General features: G+C 65.0%; 14 protein-coding genes. 7 read left to right on the forward strand and 7 right to left on the reverse strand.

All coding sequences use genetic code 11. From position 1 onward, the window contains the following. Positions 1–7: 7 nt before the first annotated feature. Genes WAB17_RS03925 through bchF form a run of 4 tightly spaced genes read right to left on the reverse strand, consistent with a single transcriptional unit; the run spans position 8 to position 6,838 of the window. Complete coding sequence (locus WAB17_RS03925) at positions 8–3,547, reverse strand: magnesium chelatase subunit H (protein WP_435418725.1); 3,540 nt, start codon at positions 3,545–3,547, stop codon at positions 8–10. Beyond that, positions 3,537–5,072 (reverse strand): ferredoxin:protochlorophyllide reductase (ATP-dependent) subunit B, encoded by a 1,536-nt coding sequence (gene bchB / locus WAB17_RS03930; RefSeq protein ID WP_435418726.1) that lies wholly within the window; start codon positions 5,070–5,072, stop codon positions 3,537–3,539. The genes WAB17_RS03925 and bchB overlap by 11 nt, the downstream gene beginning before the upstream one ends. Before the next feature lie 3 nt (positions 5,073–5,075). Beyond that, complete coding sequence (locus WAB17_RS03935) at positions 5,076–6,371, reverse strand: ferredoxin:protochlorophyllide reductase (ATP-dependent) subunit N (protein WP_435418727.1); 1,296 nt, start codon at positions 6,369–6,371, stop codon at positions 5,076–5,078. Further along, a complete protein-coding gene (gene bchF, locus WAB17_RS03940; protein WP_435418728.1) occupies positions 6,368–6,838 on the reverse strand; it encodes a 2-vinyl bacteriochlorophyllide hydratase in 471 nt (156 codons plus the stop codon). Before bchF ends, WAB17_RS03935 begins: the two co-directional genes overlap by 4 nt. A 283-nt stretch (positions 6,839–7,121) precedes the next feature. Here bchF and WAB17_RS03945 point away from each other — a divergent pair, with 283 nt between their 5' ends. The 7 genes from WAB17_RS03945 (at position 7,122) to WAB17_RS03975 (ending at position 13,771) form a co-directional block, all read left to right on the forward strand. Continuing rightward, positions 7,122–8,060: a cobalamin B12-binding domain-containing protein gene (locus WAB17_RS03945; RefSeq protein WP_435418729.1), complete on the forward strand. Its 939-nt coding sequence runs from the start codon at positions 7,122–7,124 to the stop codon at positions 8,058–8,060. A gap of 13 nt (positions 8,061–8,073) precedes the next feature. After that, a complete protein-coding gene (gene ppsR / locus WAB17_RS03950; protein ID WP_435418730.1) occupies positions 8,074–9,492 on the forward strand; it encodes a transcriptional regulator PpsR in 1,419 nt (472 codons plus the stop codon). Positions 9,493–9,578: 86 nt separating this feature from the next. After that, positions 9,579–10,481: a chlorophyll synthase ChlG gene (gene chlG, locus WAB17_RS03955; protein ID WP_435418731.1), complete on the forward strand. Its 903-nt coding sequence runs from the start codon at positions 9,579–9,581 to the stop codon at positions 10,479–10,481. After that, positions 10,481–11,800 (forward strand): BCD family MFS transporter, encoded by a 1,320-nt coding sequence (locus WAB17_RS03960; protein ID WP_435418732.1) that lies wholly within the window; start codon positions 10,481–10,483, stop codon positions 11,798–11,800. The genes chlG and WAB17_RS03960 overlap by 1 nt, the downstream gene beginning before the upstream one ends. Then, positions 11,797–12,993 (forward strand): geranylgeranyl diphosphate reductase, encoded by a 1,197-nt coding sequence (locus tag WAB17_RS03965; RefSeq protein ID WP_435418733.1) that lies wholly within the window; start codon positions 11,797–11,799, stop codon positions 12,991–12,993. The genes WAB17_RS03960 and WAB17_RS03965 overlap by 4 nt, the downstream gene beginning before the upstream one ends. Further along, positions 12,990–13,472, forward strand: coding sequence for a TspO/MBR family protein (locus WAB17_RS03970; protein WP_435418734.1), 483 nt, complete (start codon positions 12,990–12,992; stop codon positions 13,470–13,472). The genes WAB17_RS03965 and WAB17_RS03970 overlap by 4 nt, the downstream gene beginning before the upstream one ends. Then, entirely contained in the window at positions 13,469–13,771 is a 303-nt protein-coding gene (locus WAB17_RS03975) for a hypothetical protein (protein WP_435418735.1), read from the forward strand. The genes WAB17_RS03970 and WAB17_RS03975 overlap by 4 nt, the downstream gene beginning before the upstream one ends. Here WAB17_RS03975 and WAB17_RS03980 read toward each other — a convergent pair. The 3 genes from WAB17_RS03980 to pufL form a co-directional block, all read right to left on the reverse strand. Beyond that, positions 13,768–14,037 carry a hypothetical protein gene (locus tag WAB17_RS03980; RefSeq protein WP_435418736.1) on the reverse strand — a complete coding sequence of 90 codons (270 nt, stop codon included), beginning with the start codon at positions 14,035–14,037 and terminating at the stop codon, positions 13,768–13,770. The genes WAB17_RS03975 and WAB17_RS03980 overlap by 4 nt on opposite strands. Positions 14,038–14,190: 153 nt before the next feature. Continuing rightward, positions 14,191–15,117 carry a photosynthetic reaction center subunit M gene (pufM, locus tag WAB17_RS03985; protein ID WP_435418737.1) on the reverse strand — a complete coding sequence of 309 codons (927 nt, stop codon included), beginning with the start codon at positions 15,115–15,117 and terminating at the stop codon, positions 14,191–14,193. Between the two features lie 12 nt (positions 15,118–15,129). Then, on the reverse strand, positions 15,130–15,954 hold the full coding sequence (pufL, locus tag WAB17_RS03990) for a photosynthetic reaction center subunit L (protein WP_435418738.1): 825 nt from the start codon (positions 15,952–15,954) through the stop codon (positions 15,130–15,132). Positions 15,955–16,077: the final 123 nt, after the last annotated feature.

Raw genomic sequence — 16,077 nt, forward strand, 5'->3', positions numbered from 1 at the left:
ACCTTTCTCATTCGGCCGAGACCAGCCCTTCGAGCCGGTCTTCGAGATCGTTGGCGGCCGCTTTCAGCGCTGCCAGCGTTGCTGCATCGGGGGTCCAAAGCTCGCGTTCGGTCGCTTCGAGCAGGCGCTCGGCGACGCGGGCGGAGGACTTGGGATTGAGGCTGGCGAGGCGCGCGCGCATCGCGTCATCGAGCACGAAGGTCTCGCTGATCTGCTGGTACACCCAGGGCGAGACGCTGCCGGTAGTGGCCGACCAGCCCATGGTGTTGGTCACGTGCCCTTCGATATGGCGCACGCCTTCGAAGCCGTGCTTGAGCATGCCTTCGAACCACTTGGGGTTGAGCATGCGGGTACGGGTTTCGAGGTCGATCTGCTCGCCGAGCGTGCGGACCTTGGTCGCGCCTTGCGTGGCATCGACGACATAGACAGGGGCGGCGCTGCCCCGCGCCTTGGCCACCGCACGGCTCATCCCGCCGAGCCCGTCGACATAGTGGTCGATGTCGGTAACGCCGAGTTCGACCGACTCGAGGTTCTGGTAGGTCAGTTCGACGCTGGCGAGTTCGGTTTCGAACAGGTCGCGGCGCTGAACCGGGGCGCCCTTGCGGCCATAGGCATAGCCCTTGTGGGTCTCGAACATCTCCGCCAGTTCGTCAGCATCGGCCCAGGTACCGCCATCGATCAGCTGGTTGACGTTGGCACCGTAAGCCCCTTCCGCGTTGGAGAAGACCCGCAGCGATGCGGTCTCGAGGTCGCACTCGTGCCTGGCCATATGGGCCAGGCTGTGCTTGCGGACGAAGTTCTGCGCCTCCGGCTCCTCGGCCATCGTCGCGAGCCAGCTGGCCTCGGCAATCATGCGGGTCTGGAGCGGCAGCAGGTCGCGAAAGATGCCTGAGAGCGTCACAACCACGTCGATGCGCGGGCGGCCCAGCTCTTCCAGCGGGATCAACTCGGCTCCGGCGAGGCGGCCATAGTCGTCGAAGCGTGGGCGCGCACCGATCAGCGCCATCGCCTGCGCGATCTGGCTGCCCTCGCTCTTGAGGTTGTCGGTGCCCCAAAGCACCATGGCGATGCTTTCAGGCATCGCGCCGCCGTTTTGCAGGTGACGCGCCAGAAGTTGTTCGGCTTGCGTGGCGCCCTGCTTGCAGGCGAACTGGCTCGGAATGCGGAAGGGATCGAAACCGTGAAGGTTGCGGCCGGTTGGGAGCACCTCGGCGTTGTGCAGCAGATCGCCGCCCGGAGCCGGCTGGACATAGCGCCCGTCGAGCGCCCGGACGAGCGCGCCGAGTTCGTCGTTGGCATCGAGCTTCGCTTCAAGCTCCGCCCGGTCGAGCGCCGGGGTCGCGGTAAGCATGGCCTCGATCAGGCCCACGCGTTCCTCGCCTTCGAGCTTCGCGCCGATCACGTGCAGCCCGTGCGGGATCAGCTCACGCTCGATCTCGTAGATGCGGCCTGCCAGCGTGGCGATGTCGCCCATCTCGATGTCGAGCGCGGCGCACTGGTCGGCGATCATGGCGGCAAGTTCGGCGCGTTCGCTCACATCCTCGCTGGTGCGCTGGCGTTCGACCAGCGCCTTCAGCTCGCCGAAGCCCTTGTTGAGCCCGGCCTCTGCCAGCGGCGGGGTCAGGTAGCTGACCAGCGTCGCGCCCGAACGCCGCTTGGCGATGATGCCTTCGGACGGGTTGTTCGAGGCGTAGAGGTAGAAGTTGGGCAAGTCGCCCAGCAGCCGTTCGGGCCAGCAATCTCCGCTGAGGCCCGCCTGCTTGCCCGGCATGAATTCGAGCGCGCCATGGGTGCCGAAGTGCAGCACGGCATCGGCCCTGAAATCCTGCCGCAGGTAGCGGTAGAAAGCGCTGAAGGCATGGGTCGGGGTGAAGCCGCCTTCGAACAGCAGCCGCATCGGATCGCCTTCGTAACCGAACGCAGGCTGGACCCCAACGAAGACATTGCCGAAGCGTGCGCCATAAACGTGGATCGCCTGGCCGTCGCTCTGCTGGCGGCCTGGGGCGGGGCCCCATTGCGCTTCGATTTCCTTGAGATACGGTTCGGCACGAACGTAGGCATCGGCAGAGACGAAGGCCGCGACATTGGCGTCGGCGCCGTACTGCTCGGCATTGCCTTCGATAATCGCGCGGCGCAGCGCATCGACGCTCTCCGGAACCTCGACCCCATAGCCCTCGCCCGCCAGCCGCAAGAGCGTGGCGTGGAGCGATTCGAACACCGCCAGATGCGCCGCCGTGCCGGTCGCCCCGGCGTTGGGCGGGAAATTGAACAGCACCACCGCCAGTTTGCGCTCGGCTCGGGCGCGGTTGCGATTGGCGATCAGGCGGCCGACCTTGCGGGCGAGCGCCGCGGCGCGTTCCGGGCAGGCACGCATCGAACGGCTGCCCTCGGCGGCGAAGTCCGAACGCCCGCCGAACACCGAGGGCACGATCGCCCCGTCGAGTTCGGGGATCGCCAGCATCATGGTGGTTTCGAGCGGCAGCAGGCCCTGTTTGCTCTCGCCCCAGCTTTCGAGCGACTGGAACTCGATCGGATGCGCAGCGATATAGGGCACATCGAGCGCGGTCAGCGTTTGCACCGCCGCATCGACATCGTTGTAGGCCGGCCCACCGACCAGCGAGAAGCCCGTCAGGTTGATGACCGCATCGACTTGCGCTTCGCCGTCCTTGAGGAAATAGCGGTCGATTGCCGGGCGCGCGTCGAGCCCGTTGGCGAAGGCCGGGATCACCTTGAGCCCCTGCGCCTCGAGCGCCTCGATCATTCCGTCGTAATGCCCGCTGTCGCGACCGAGCAGGTATGAGCGCAGCATCAGTACACCGACCGTGCCTGCCTCGCCCTTCACCTTGGGAAGAGCCTTCACATCCTCCGCCATCAGCCCCTTCATGCGCGGGTGATAGACCCCGACCTCAGGGTAATCGCGCGGCGGCTGGGCGGCCATGGTGCCCTTGAGCGCGGCGCGCGGACCTGCGGCGTAGCGGTCGATAAGCGCGCGGACCATGTCGACGACATTGTCGTCCGATCCCGCCAGCCAGTATTGCAGGGTCAGGAAATACTGCCGCACATCCTGCGCTGCGCCGGGGACAAAACGCAGGATCTTGGGCAGGCGGCGCAGCATCTGCATCTGGCCCGCGCCGGAACTGGCACCCGGCTTGGAGGATCCGCGCAATTTCTTGAGCAGCGCCAGCGGGCCCTTGGCCGGCTTGTCCATGCGGTAGCCGCCGAGCCTGGTCAGCTTGACGATATCGGAGGCCGACATCAGCCCGACCATCGCGTCGCACTCCTCGCGCCGCGCCAGCAGCGCCGGATGGATCGCGCGGACATGGTCCTCGAGGAACAGCATGGTGGCGATGACGATATCGGCCTGCGCGACATCGGCCTTGGCCCGCTCCAGCACGGCAGGATCGCGATCCCAGTCCGACGCGGCGTAAAGCCCGATGCTGATGCGGTCGCCGGAAAGACGCTGGTTGGCCCGCTCGACCGCGCCCGCCAAGTGGTTGTCCAGCGTGACGATGACCACGCGGACCGGAGGCGAGCCCCTACCGGGCATAATGCGCCTTCGCCTCATACAGCGTGGCAAGTTCGATCCGCGCGACACCCTGTTCGGCGGCGAAGAGTTCGGTGTTGCGGCGCGCCTTGCCGCGGACGAAGAACGGGATCTTCTTCAGCTCGCGTTCGGCCTCCGCGCTCCACACGGCGGTATCGTTGGCCGGTTGGACGGGGATTTCGTTCGCGGGCTTGGCGTGGCCCGGCCCGAGATGCGATGGGCCGGCGCCATCGTTGAATTCGAAGTCGTCGCTGAACATCGTCAGCAGGTGCTCTTCCAGCCCCATCACCAGCGGGTGGACCCAGTCGTCGAAGATCACATTGGCGCCTTCGAAGCCCATCTGCGGCGAATGGCGGGCCGGGAAATCCTGCACATGGACCGGCGAAGAGATAACTGCGCAGGGCACCCCCAGCCGCTTGGCGATGTGGCGTTCCATCTGCGTGCCCAGCACCAGTTCAGGCTGCGCTTCGCCGATGGCGGCTTCGACCGCGAGGTGATCGTCAGTGATCAGTGCGGCGAGGCCCAGCTTTTCCGCCATGGCGCGCACATCAAGAGCGTATTCGCGGTTGTAGCAGCCGAGCCCACAGACCTTGAAGCCCAGCTCCTCGTGCGCAATCCGCGCAGCGGCCACCGCATGGGTTCCATCCCCGAAGATGAAAACACGCTTGCCGGTCAGATAGTTGGAGTCGACCGACCGGCTCCACCACGGCAGGCGGGAGAGCCCTTGGGACAGCAGTGGGGCGGGGTCGACTCCGGCGAGGCTGGAGACCTCGCGAACGAATTCCTGTGTCGCGCCGACGCCGATCGGCACGGTGCGCACGACCGGCTGGCGAAAGGTCCGTTTGAGCCAGTCGGCGGCGAGATCGCCGGTTTCGGGGTACATCACGATGTTGAAATCGGCTGCGCCGAGACGAGCGATGTCGGCGGCATCGGCACCCAACGGGGCGACGACGTTGACGTCGATGCCGAGCTGGTTGAGCAGGCGGGTCATTTCGACGATATCGTCGCGGTGGCGGAAGCCGAGCGCAGTCGGGCCGAGCAGGTTGACGAGCGGGCGGCGGGTGGAGGGATCGCTCGGCCGCACCTCCTTGTCGGCCAGGGTGCGGACGATCTGGTAGAAGGTCTCGGCCGCGCCCCAGTGCTCCTTGCGCTGATAGCTCGGCAGTTCGAGCGGCACGACCGGGATCGGCAGGCCCATTTTTTCAACGAGGCCCGCCGGATCGTCCTGGATCAGCTCGGCGGTGCAACTGGCACCCACCAGCATGGCATCGGGCTTGAACCGGTCGATCACATCGCACGCGGCATCCTGGAACAGCTGCGAGGTATCCTTGCCGAGATCGCGCGCCTGAAAGGTGGTGTAGGTCACCGGCGGGCGCTTGCCGCGCCGCTCGATCATGGTGAACAGCAGGTCGGCATAGGTATCGCCCTGCGGCGCATGCAGCAGGTAATGGATGCCCCTCATCGCCGTCGCTACGCGCATCGCGCCTACGTGCGGCGGGCCTTCGTATGTCCAGACGGCGAGCTGCATGGCCTATATCCTCAACAGGTCGCGGCGGCGCAGCGGACGGGCGAAGAGTTCGGCCAGGTCCCCGGCCTGGTCGAAACCGTGGATGGGCGAGAACACCAGCTCGATCGCCCACTTGGTCGAAAGCCCTTCCGCCTCGAGCGGGTTCGCGAGGCCGAGACCACATACGGTCAGGTCGGCGCGGGTGGCGCGGACCCTGTCGAGCTGCTTTTCGACGTCCTGCCCTTCGCTGAGCTGGACCCCGGCGGGCAGCGCGGCGAGCTCCTGCGCCAGGTGCGCGCGATGCAGGTAGGGCGTGCCGACTTCGGTCAGCACCATACCCAGCTCATTGGCTAGGAAGCGCGCGAGCGGCACCTCCAGCTGCGAGTCGGGCATGAAGAAGATCGACTTGCCGGCAAGCTTTGCGCGATGGTGCGCCAGTGCGGTGCGGGCGCGATCCTGATAGGGGGCGATGACCGCATCAACCTTCGCCGCATCGATCCCGAAAACGGCAGCGGCGGCATGGAGCCAGGCGGTGGTGCCCTCCACCCCGAACGGGAACAGCGTATCGATCCGCTGCGCGCCGCGCTTCTCCAGCGCATGGGCGGTTTCGTTGAGGAACGGCTGGGCGAGGAGGAAACGGGTGTTGGGCCCGACACCGGGCAGGTTGGAAATGCAGCGTTCGGGCAGGCTCGCCACCCATTCAATCCCGATCTCGGCAAACAGCCGCCGGAACTGGTCCTCGACGATGTCCGGCAACGAGCCGATCACCACGAGATTGGCAGGGTCGCCTTCACCCAGCACCGGCATTTCCGGCACCAGCGCGGTGAGGCAGGCGTCTTCGCCTTCGGTGAAGGTCGTCTCGATCCCGCTGCCCGAATAGTTGAGCACGCGCACCCGCGGCGCATGTTTGGTGCCCAGTCGCTGCGCTGCCTTGGAAAGGTCGAGCTTGATCACTTCGGACGGGCAGCTGCCGACGAGGAACAGCGCCTTGATTTCCGGCCGCCGCGCCAGCAGCTGGTCGACGATCCGGTCGAGCTCGTCATTCGCATCGGCGAGGCCCGCAAGATCGCGTTCCTCCATTATCGCGGTGGCGAAACGCGGCTCGGCGAAAATCATCACGCCGGCGGCCGACTGCATCAGATGCGCGCAGGTGCGCGAGCCGACGACGAGGAAAAACGCGTCCTGCATCTTGCGGTGCAGCCAAACGATCCCGGTAAGCCCGCAGAAGACTTCGCGCTGGCCGCGTTCGCGCAGGATCCCGTCTGTTCTTGGAGCGCAATCGCTCCCGTCGTCCGTGCGCAGGATGGCCGGTGCGTTCATGCGAGGGCCGCCGAAGGATCTGGCACAGGTTCCGATTGAAGCCGCGCGATCCGCAGTTTCCACAGGAACTGCACAGCATTGACCACATAGGTCGCATAGGCCGCGAGCGCGACATACATCCGGATCTCCGCCGTGCCCCACCCGTTCCACAGCATCACCACATAGGCGGTGTGCAGCGCCAGCACTGCCATGGAAAACATGTCTTCCCAGAAAAACGACTCGGCGAAGAGCCATTCGTCAAACACCACCTTCTCCCAGATCGAGCCGGTGACCATGATGGTGTAGAGGACGGCCGTTTTGATCAGGATCGAGACATTTGCTGCCTCCTCCCCCTCCCCAGTCGCGAGGAAGCGCAACACCAGCACCAAACTGACGCCGAAAACGAGGAACTGCACGGGGGCGAGGATGCCCTGCACTATTGTCCAGATCGTGGAGTCGCGGCGGGCGCGCTGGGCCGGGGTGTACAATGGCCGCGCTGTTCCCGGAGCCTCAGCTTGGGCCGGGGTGCCGACTCCACCGGTCGGCGTTCGAGGTCCCCAAGAGGACAGTGGCACTCTCCCGCATTTCTATGAAGGGAAGCTACGCCTCGCCGGAGGAAAGTGTCAAGTTTTTTGGACGTTCTGGAAAGTTTACAACAGGGATTTGCCAAGACGTGCGATCTGGCATAGGTTGCGACTCGTGCTCGACGGCAATGGCCGCTTGCCTGGCCGACGTTATGTCACGCCGACCAGACCTCTGGGAGAGTCTGACATGGCCAGCGTCTTCGGTATCTCGGCATTGCGGTCCCGGTTGGACGATTGGCGGATCAGCCTGTTCGGTTCCGGGCAGGACAATGCTGCAATACCCGAGAGCGAAGAACCGCATCTGACTGTGGTCGAGGAACCGATCGACCTGCCCGCGCTCATCGAAAGGCTCGTCATACCCCGGCTGGTTGCAGAGGATACTGGGCAAGGCGGCGACGCCGCAGACCTGTCGTCCCGTGCCGGCATGGCTGCCAATGCGCTGTTCCCGGTTTCCGATGCCGATGTCACAGCCTTCGCCGAAATGACCATCGCCGGCGAGGCGGCCACCTTGCTCGATTTTATCGACGATTGCCTGACGCGAGGCAGTTCGGTCGAACATATCTATGTCGACCTGCTGGCTCCGGCTGCCCGCAAGCTCGGAGTCATGTGGGAGGACGACCAGCGCGACTTTCTCGATGTAACGATGGGGCTGTGGCGCATCCAGGAAGTCCTGCGCGAATTGGGGCACCGGGTCCCGCAGGCGCAGCTGCGCGGTCACGGCCCGCGCACGGCGCTCTTCTCGACCATGCCGGGCGACCAGCACAGCCTCGGCACACTGATGATCAGCGAGTGCTTCGAGCGGGCCGGATGGTATGCCGAGCCGCTGATCGAACCGACCACTTCGGACCTCCTGAGCAAACTCGCCGGGAGGCATTACGACCTCGTCGGATTGACCGCCAGTAACGACTGCCCTACGGCGGCGCTCTCCAGCCTGGTCAGCTCGATCAGGTCTGTCTCCAGCAACCCGGGAATTCGCGTCATGGTGGGTGGCCGCCTGATCAACGAGCAACCTGACCTTGCCAGCGCATGCGGTGCCGATGCAACCGCCGCCGACGCCCTGGCGGCGCTGGAAATCGCCAACATGCTGGTTCCGGCAGTCGCCGCACCTTTCTCCGCTCTGGTGTAGGGACCCCGCGAGAATGGACGCGCCGACATCCGAAGGGGACCGGATCCCTTTCAGCGAACCGGATGCCGTGTTCGGCAACTTTACGCAGGACGATGTGATCGAGCTGGCCTATTGCGCTGGCGATTTCATGCTGGCGATCGACGAATACAGCATCATTCGCGACATCTCGGTACGCGGGGATGACCAGTCGATCGCAAGCCGCTGGATCGGGCAGAAATGGGTCGAGACGGTAACGACCGAAAGCCGCCCGAAGATCGAACGCATGCTCGATACGCGGCAGGGGCGCGACCGCACCTGGCGGCAGGTCAACCATCGGCATGATGGCGAGGAAGTGCCCGTCCGCTATCGGCTGATCCGCCCCCACAAGGGCCGTTGGGCACTCGCCATCGGGCAGGACATGCGCGGTATGGCCAGCATGCAGCAGAGACTGCTGAAGACGCAGCAATCGATGGAACGGGATTACCTCGCCCTCCGCCAGACGGAGACGCGATACCGGCTGCTGTTCGATACCATTTCCCATCCCGTCATCATCGCCGATGCCGCGCGGCTGGAGATCCAGCAGGCCAATCGTGCGATGCACGCGCTGGTGGGAGCCGGCGCAGGCGGGCTCGACGGCAAACCGTTGACCGCCTTGGTCGACGGCAAGGACCGCGACCGCCTGCTGACCCACATCGGCGCGGCAACAGCCCGCGGCACCGCAGTCGAGCCGCTGGAGCTGCAGCTCGTCGCCCACAAGGAGCCGGTGCGGCTGTCGCTCTCCACCTTCCGCCAGGCAGGCCGGCAATTGTGGCTGGTCAATGTCGACCCAGGGCGACAATCGCTGCCCCTGCGGCAGACCGACCGCCTTGTCCTCCATGCACTTGAGCAAATGCCTGACGCCTTCGTGCTGGCCGATGCGAAGCACAAGATCGTCGTTGCCAACAAGTCGTTCGCCGAACTGGTCCAGGCCGGTTCGGTGGAACAACTTGTGGGCCAGCCGCTGGAGCGCTTCATCGGCCGCCCCGATGTCGACCTGGCGCTGATCCGCAAGCAGTTGCGCGATCATGGGACCCTGCGCAACTTTTCCTCGGTGGTGGTGGACCTCACCGGGTTCGAAGAACCGGTCGAGATCTCGGCGCTGGCAATCGAGGACGATGGTCCCCTGTACGGTTTCGCCATCCGCCTCGTCGCACGGCGCGAACGTGACCTACCGGCGAGCGAGGAAGAAATGCCGCGATCGGTCGAACAGCTGACTGAACTTGTCGGGCGCAAGCCGCTCAAGGAGATTGTCCGCGAAAGCACGGACCTGATCGAACGCATGTGCATCGAAGCGGCACTGATCCATACGTCCGACAACCGGGCATCTGCGGCCGAGATCCTCGGGCTGAGCCGGCAGAGCCTGTATTCGAAGATGCACCGCCACGGTCTTGGCGACCTTGATCCGCGCGACTAGCGACGGTCGGGGCACAGCAAACCCGCTGTACACTTCGACTGTCCAATATAATTGACAGTCCTACGGGTGGGGCGTAGCCTCTACCCATGGCACAAACGGCGATCTCGACTCCGGTTGCGGGCCCACCCGCCCTGCGGGATCTAGTCGAACTCACCAAGCCGATCACCTGGTTTCCGCCCATGTGGGCGTTCCTGTGCGGTGTGGTCGCTTCCGGTGCATCCCTGTCCGCCAACTGGCTGTTCCTGCTGGGCGGGCTGGCACTGACCGGTCCGATCGTATGCGGCACCAGCCAGGTCATCAACGACTGGTGCGACCGGCACGTGGATGCCATCAACGAACCCGGCAGACCCATCCCGTCGGGCCGCGTTCCCGGGCGATGGCCGGTCTGGATCGCGCTCGCCGGCGCTATGCTTTCGATGCTTCTCGGCGCGGTACTGGGGCCTTGGGTCCTGCTCGCGACATGCGCTGCACTGTTCATGGGTTGGGCCTATTCCGCCCCGCCGCTGCGCCTGAAGCGGAGCGGCTGGTGGGGGCCGCTGGCCTGCGCCCTCAGCTACGAGGGCCTGTCCTGGTTCACCGGCTCCAGTATCATGCTCGGCGGCCTGCCGTCTGTCGAAGTCCTCGCCGTCCTGCTGCTCTACAGCCTCGGTGCTTTCGGGATCATGACACTCAACGATTTCAAGGCAGTTGCCGGTGACAGGGCAACCGGGTTGCGGTCGCTGCCGGTGGTATTGGGCGAACGACCCGCCGCCCTGCTGGCCTGCGCAGTCATGGCTTTGCCGCAGATGGCGGTCATCGCGCTGCTGGCGGCGCTGGGCATGGCCATCGCGGCGGCGATCGTTGCTTTGCTGCTGGCCGCGCAGCTCGTCTTCATGCGTCGCCTCGTACGCGAACCGGCGGCCTACGCGCCAACCTACAATGCCACGGGCGTCTCGCTCTACGTGCTGGGAATGCTGGCGTCCGCACTCGGCCTCGGGGGGTACGTCTGATGCAAGCCACCGGCGCCGGACTGGGCTGGATAGCAATTGTCCGCCTCGGCGTGGTGCAGGCTGCAATCGGCGCCATGGTGATGCTGTCGACATCGCTGCTGAATCGGCTGATGGTGGTCGAATACGCCATCCCCGCAGCGGTTCCTGCTGCCCTTGTCGCGTGGCACTACGCGGTGCAGCTGACCCGGCCACTGTGGGGACACACATCGGACCGGTCGCAGAACCGCACATCTTGGATCATCGCCGGTCTCGGCATATTGGCGCTGGGAACGCTACTGGCGGTCGATGCGACGGTGATGATGGCTCAGCCGGGCCTGCTAGCGGCACTGGCGGCCGTCGCAGGTTTCACTCTGATCGGGTTCGGCGTAGGCATGTCGGGCACCGCGCTCCTTGCCTTGCTGGCGTCTCGCACGACGGCCGCGCGCAAGGCCCCGGCAGCCGCAATCTGCTGGAGCATGATGGTGGCGGGAATCGTCGTTGCCGCCGCAATCTCCGGGTCCAATCTCGATCCCTATAGCGAAGAACGGTTGGCCATCGTTGCATCGCTCGTCGCGCTCGGTGCGTTCGGCGCGGGAATCGCCGCGCTGCGCCATGTGGAGCGCGATACGCCGCCGGTCGACCAGTCGGACGCGCCACAGTCCCGGCTTCCCTTCGCCGCCGCGCTGGCCCGTATCTGGCAAGAACGCGAGGCGCGCCGGTTCACCTATTTCGTGTTCCTGTCGATGCTGGCCTACAGCATGCAGGACCTGATCCTCGAACCCTTTGCAGGGATCGTGTTCGGGATGACCCCGGGCGAATCGACCCGGCTTGCCGGGGTCCAGCACAGCGGTGTGCTGGCCGGCATGATGGTCGCAGGGATCGGCGGCAGCCTCTATTCCCGGCGATTCGGTGCCGATCTCAGCATCTGGATCGTCGCCGGATGCATCGGGTCGGCTCTCATGCTGGGCGGTCTTGCGATGGCGGCGAGCCAGGGTCCGGCGTGGCCGCTCAAGGCCAATGTGTTCGGCCTCGGCCTCGCCAACGGGGTTTTTGCGGTGGCCGCAGTGGGCTCCATGCTTGGACTGGCTCGCAAGGCCGACGGCGCCGGAGAAGGCGCACGCATGGGTGTCTGGGGCGCAGCCCAGGCCGTCGCTTTCGGCCTCGGCGGGCTGTCGGGCGCGGTGCTGGTCGATGTGCTTCGAGCTGCGATGCTCAGCGATGGCGACGCGTTCCGAGTGGTTTTCTGCATCGAAGCGGCGTTGTTCGTTGCTGCTGCGCTGGTGGCCACGGGAACGACCCTCGTCCGCGCACCAGCCCATGGGGAGGTATTGGCGCAATGACGCGGACACCCGATTTCGATGTAATCGTGGTCGGTGGGGGACCATCGGGCGCAACCGCTGCAAACGACCTTGCCCAGGCCGGCTACAAGGTGATGCTGCTCGATAAGGCGGGCCGGATCAAACCCTGCGGCGGGGCGGTTCCGCCTCGCCTGCTCAAGGATTTTGCCATTCCGCAAAGCCTGCTGGTCGCCCATGCGAAATCGGCGCGGATCATCGCTCCTTCGAACGCGACCGTGACGATGCCCGTCGGCGAAGGCTTCGTCGGGATGGTGGACCGCGAACATTTCGACGAATGGTTGCGGTCTCGCGCAGCGAGCCATGGGGCGACCAGAGTAACGGGTGCGGTCGAACAGGTCCTCGACGATCCGAACGGCAACGCCACGGTAGTCTACCGGGCGGACCGCAGTTCGGCCGTGAAAACAGCGAGCGCGCGCTGCGTGATCGGCGCCGATGGCGCCCGGTCCAAAGTCGCCCGGCAGTGCATTCCGGGGGGCGGCAGCGTCAAATGCGTCTTCGCCTACCACGAAGTGGTCGAAGTGCCTGACCGGATCACGGAAGATTACGATCCCACGCGGTGCGACGTGTACTACCAAGGCCATCTGTCGCCCGATTTCTATGCCTGGATCTTTCCCCACGGCAAGACCGCCAGCATCGGGCTCGGCAGTGCCAACAAGGGCTTCCCGCTGCGCGAAACCACGGGGCTCATGCGCGAGCAGACGGGCCTCGCGCACTGGCGTACCTTGCGCAAGGAGGGCGCGCCAATCCCGCTCAAGCCGCTGCGGCGGTGGGACAACGGGCGCAACGTCATCGTGGCCGGCGATGCGGCCGGAGTGGTGGCACCATCTTCGGGGGAAGGTATCTATTATGCCATGACGGCCGGACGCATGGCGGCGACGGCGGCAGGTGCGTTCCTCGCCAGCGGCGATCCCGCGGCCTTGAAGGGCGCCCGCAAGGCCTTCATGAAGGCGCACGGGCGAGTTTTCTGGATACTCGGAGTGATGCAGTATTTCTGGTATTCGAGCGACAAGCGGCGCGAGCGCTTCGTCAAAATGTGCGCCGATCCCGATGTGCAGCGGCTTACCTGGGAAGCCTATATGAACAAGGAGCTCGTGCGAAGGGAGCCGGCTGCCCACATGAGAATATTCCTCAAGGACCTGGGTCATCTGTTCGGGCTGAAGACGGTCCACGGATGAACCGCGCAGCGCTTCTTCCCGTCGTCATCGCTGCTGCCTTCGCCCTCATCACCGCGGTCGTCGGCAGCACGATCACTGTTCTCGACCAATGGTACTACAGCCTTGAGCAACCCAAGTGGGCTCCACCCGACTACCTGTTCGGGATCATCTGGACGGCCATCTTCGCCCTCATCGCGCTGGCGGCCGTGGTCGGCTGGCAGGCTGCCACCTCACGCCGCGACAGCGAAATCATGGTCGGCCTGTTTGCGCTCAACGGGTTCCTCAACATCCTGTGGAGCTTCCTCTTCTTCCGCCTGCAGCGCCCCGATTATGCGTTCTACGAGCTGCTCTTGCTGTGGCTGTCGATCGCGGTGCTGATCTGGTTTTGCGGCCGGTTTTCCAAGGGCGCGGCGCTTCTGCTGCTGCCCTACCTCGCCTGGGTCACGATCGCAGGCGCACTGAACTGGCAGGTGGTGCAACTGAACGGCCCGTTCGGTTGAACGCACCCGGCATCAGCGAATTTTTCACCAGCGGAAGCGCCGTCGATGTCGTGTTTGCAGTGCTCGCTCTCGAAGCCGCCGTGCTGCTTGCGCGAGGTCGCCGTCCGTCGGCGGTCTTGGCTGCACTCGGACCGGCGGTGCTGATGATGATAGCCTTGCGCGCCGCGTTGACGGGTGCTGGCTGGCCATGGATAGCCGTGCCGCTTGCCGCGGCGTTTCCGGTACATATCGCCGACCTTCGGCTACGCCGGGTCCCGGGGGCGGAGGCTCCCGCGACAGACCGGCACCTTGGCGACTAGCGGACTTCGGCAGCCTCGCTCTCAGCCGGTTGCGGCGCGGTATCGGGCACGACCGGCTCGTTGGGATTGTCGGCAGCGCCGGGCGCCATGCCGCCACCTTCACGGATCGGCGGAGCACCGGAGTCCATCTCGTCCGCGACTGTCCCGTCGCTCGCATCTTCGGCCAGTTCCATCCCGTCGGAGGGCGGTGCCGGCTCGGCCGACTGGCCGCAGGCGGCAAGCGCAGCGGCAAGGATTGCGAGAGGCAGGATGGTTCCGGTTTTCATGGCGATTTCCTTGTCGTCTTGTCCGGGCAACGGCCGGGTCGCGCTCCCGGTTCCCGTAGCACGCCGGGACCTTCCAAAACGAAGGGGCCCGGTCTTTCGGCCGGACCCCTCGGCGTGACGACGGTTGGGAGGGGGGCCGTCGTACTGCGCACCCTAATAGGGATTGGCGTATTTGTGCTCGATCGCCCAGAGGTACCAGTTGTCGACCACTGTCCCTGTCAGCAGGATGCCGATGCCGCCTGTCAGCGTGCACAGCACCGCGAACCACCAGGCCCAGCGATGGATCGATTCCATGGTCGCGTTGAAGCCCATCGTCCAGCGCCAGAACAATGCCGCGCGTTCCGATGCCGTCCCGCGGTCGGTGATCTGTTCGAGCTCGCGTTCCCCGCCGTAGCGGCCCACCGCCAGGATCGTCGCGCCGTGCATGGCGAACAGCAGGGCCGAGCCATAGAGGAAGACGATCGAAAGCGCGTGGAACGGATTGTAGAACAGGTTCCCGTAAAGCAGCGAGAAGTTGTTGGTCCATTCGAGATGCGGGAAAATGCCGAACGGCACCGCTTCGGCCCAGCTACCCATGAAGAATGGCCGGATGAAACCCAAAACCAGGTACAGCCAGATCGCGCTGAGGAACGCCCATGCCACATGCGTGCCCATGCCCAGCGCCCTCGCCCGGCGGTAGGTCCGCACCCACCACAGCAGGATCGATAGCGTCAGGAAGAAGCCGGCGAGGATCCACCATCCGCCCTGGTTGAGGGGCACGAACGGTGTGAAGCCCCATTCCGGGCCCGGCGGCGAAAGCCCGAGCCAGAAGAACTGGCGGACGAATTCGGCAAGGTTCCAGTCGACCGAAGCCAGCATGTTGAACCCGATGATCTCGATCGCGAAGAAGCCGAACAGCAGCGATGCGAGGCCCGTCCAGCCGAGATAGACCGGGCCGATCTGCGCCTGCCCGAACTTGCCCATCCAGTAGTTGAAGGCCGTCATCCGGTACCGGGGCTCGTCGCCCTTGGGCAAGGGCATCCCCATTTCCGGCGAATGCGCCAGCTGGACCTGCGTGAATATGTTCTGATAGCGTGCCATGTCTATTCCCCCTCACGACCAGATCGGCATGTTGCGCCACCATTCCCACCATTCGGGGAAGCTTTCGGCATAGACCGGCCCGGCGATGATGATGCACACCGCGCTCCAGAACCCGGCATTGAGAGCGAGGAACAGGCCGAGGCGGTGGATGCCGATGGTGCCGACCGAATAGCCGATGAAGTCGCGGAAGAACGTATCCTCGTACTCCGGCGTCTTGACCGTTTCGCCCTTCTTCGGATTGACGGCCGACAGGATCAGCGCCCCGTGCAGGGCCAGCGCGAAGCAGGTCACGAAGAAGAACGAGACCGCTATCATGTGCGCCGGGTTGTAGTGGAAATTGACGTAGGCGTAGCCGGTGTTCGACACCCAATCGAGATGGCTGAAGATACCGTAGGGGAAACCGTATCCCCATGCCCCCATCAACAGCGGGCGAAACACGACCAGCGTGACATAGGCGAGAATCGCGACCCCGAATGCAAAGGGCACGTGGTATCCCATGCCTAGCTTGCGGCAGATTTCCACTTCGCGCAGCGCCCACGAAACGAAAGCGATGATCGCGCAGCAGGTTATGATCTGCCAGAACCCGCCCTGGTTGAGCGGCGCCAGCGAAAGGCCGGCCGAGATGTCCGGCGGATTGATGGAAATCAGCCACGGATTCCACGTCGGCCCTTGCGAGGCAGCGTAGAAGATCAGAGCCGTGCCCAGGATCGCCGATATCGCGGTCACCACTCCGAAAAAGCCGACGTAAAACGGCCCGATCCAGAAATCGAACAGGTCGCCACCGATCAGGGTTCCTCCCCTGACGCGGTATTTTCTTTCAAAGCTCAATAGCGACATCGCTTGTCCCCTGGGCATGATCCAGCGACGCGCCGCGAGGAGCGAGCGCTGCGGGATGTCATTCGATGGAACCCGGTGGGAGGCATGGTGCCGGATTACGGCACCATGACCTCCTCAAGGGGC

The organism is Parerythrobacter aurantius (assembly GCF_045291475.1).
Taxonomy (GTDB): Bacteria; Pseudomonadota; Alphaproteobacteria; order Sphingomonadales; family Sphingomonadaceae; genus Parerythrobacter; species Parerythrobacter aurantius.